This window comes from Parasphingomonas zepuensis, from assembly GCF_036663735.1.
GTDB lineage: Bacteria > Pseudomonadota > Alphaproteobacteria > Sphingomonadales > Sphingomonadaceae > Sphingomonas.
This window is the reverse complement of record NZ_JAXOJO010000088.1, coordinates 1-1050: the sequence shown is the minus strand read 5'-3', so window position 1 is coordinate 1050 and position 1050 is coordinate 1. Positions and strand designations below refer to the sequence as shown.

The following is a 1050-nucleotide window of genomic DNA, read 5'->3' as shown; positions in this document are numbered from 1 at the left end:
CCTTTGCCGACGCCCGGCCCGAGAACCAGCCCGACGCCGAATAGACTCCGCGATAGAACGGCGACGCCGCCGACCACGCCGTCTAGGTTAAACAAAGAGGACAGGATCGCCGTCTGGAGCGGAAGCCCCTGCCCTTCCGCAGCGACGGCAACCGGTTGATCAGGAAGTACATCACCGGCAGATTCATGAAGAATGCGAGCCACACCAGACAGGTGCGGCGTGTGCGCCCGTCGCGGAACAGCGCCAGCACCGGCGATCCGGCTGTGGGACCGTCAGGATGGTTGCGTACGTCGCCGATGAACGCCTCGGCCGAAATATGGGCAAGCGCGCCGCTGGATCGCCGCGACCTCGGCTTCGTTGCCGGGCCGCGTCGCCAGGAAAGGTATAGATTCGGGGAGGATCTGGGCGAGCACCGGCAACAGCAAGGATCGGCAATATGCCGCCGAGGATGAAAACGGTTGCCAGCCGTAGCCGGCGATCAGCGACACCGTTACGAAGCCGCCGAGCATCGATCCGAGCGGGAAGCCGCAGGACATCACTGTGACCAAAGTCGCCTTGGCCCGTTCCGGCGCATATTCGTTGGCTAGCGCGATGATATTGGGCATTGCGCGCCCAAGCCGACGGCTGTGAGAAAGCGCAGCACGATCAGATGCGTCATCGTCTGCGCAGCGGCGGTCGCTAGCGCGAAAGCCCCGAAAATCGCGACGGATATGACCAAGATCCTTTTGCGTCCCTAACGATCGAATAATGTGCTGAGCCTCAACGCGCCGATCATCGGGCTCAATAATCCTGCGTCAAAAATCAGACCGAACGCCGTCAGCGGCAACGCCCAGTCCTCCGCGATGCGCGGCACGACATAGGCGATGAACTGGGTGTCGAAGCCGTCCAGCATGGCGACAATCGTGCACAGCGCGGCGACGCGTAGCTGGATGCCGCCATGCCATGGGCATCGCCGATCGATTTGGGGTCGAGCGTGGTCCGTCAGTCATGCGCGCGCGGCGGCAGTCAGCGCCCGGCGTCCTGCGCCAGCTCGACGCGCCCATATGCGCC

3 protein-coding genes are annotated in these 1050 nt (G+C 63.7%); all 3 read right to left on the bottom strand.

Translation table 11 applies throughout. The annotated features are described in order from the left end of the window. Positions 1–203, bottom strand: a 203-nt coding sequence (locus tag U1769_RS25475; protein ID WP_332720942.1) for a hypothetical protein, incomplete at its 3' end; no start/stop codon positions are given. 69 nt (positions 204–272) lie between these two features. Beyond that, positions 273–605: a hypothetical protein gene (locus U1769_RS25470; RefSeq protein ID WP_332720941.1), complete on the bottom strand. Its 333-nt coding sequence runs from the start codon at positions 603–605 to the stop codon at positions 273–275. A 128-nt stretch (positions 606–733) separates the two neighbouring features. Next, a complete protein-coding gene (locus U1769_RS25465) occupies positions 734–892 on the bottom strand; it encodes a hypothetical protein (RefSeq protein ID WP_332720940.1) in 159 nt (52 codons plus the stop codon). Positions 893–1050 lie beyond the last annotated feature (158 nt).

What these genes read in the sequence shown, in the direction of transcription:
- U1769_RS25470 (WP_332720941.1), bottom strand. Translation starts at nt 605, where the DNA reads ATGCCCAATATCATCGCGCTAGCCAACGAATATGCGCCGGAACGGGCC.
- U1769_RS25465 (WP_332720940.1), bottom strand. Translation starts at nt 892, where the DNA reads ATGCTGGACGGCTTCGACACCCAGTTCATCGCCTATGTCGTGCCGCGC.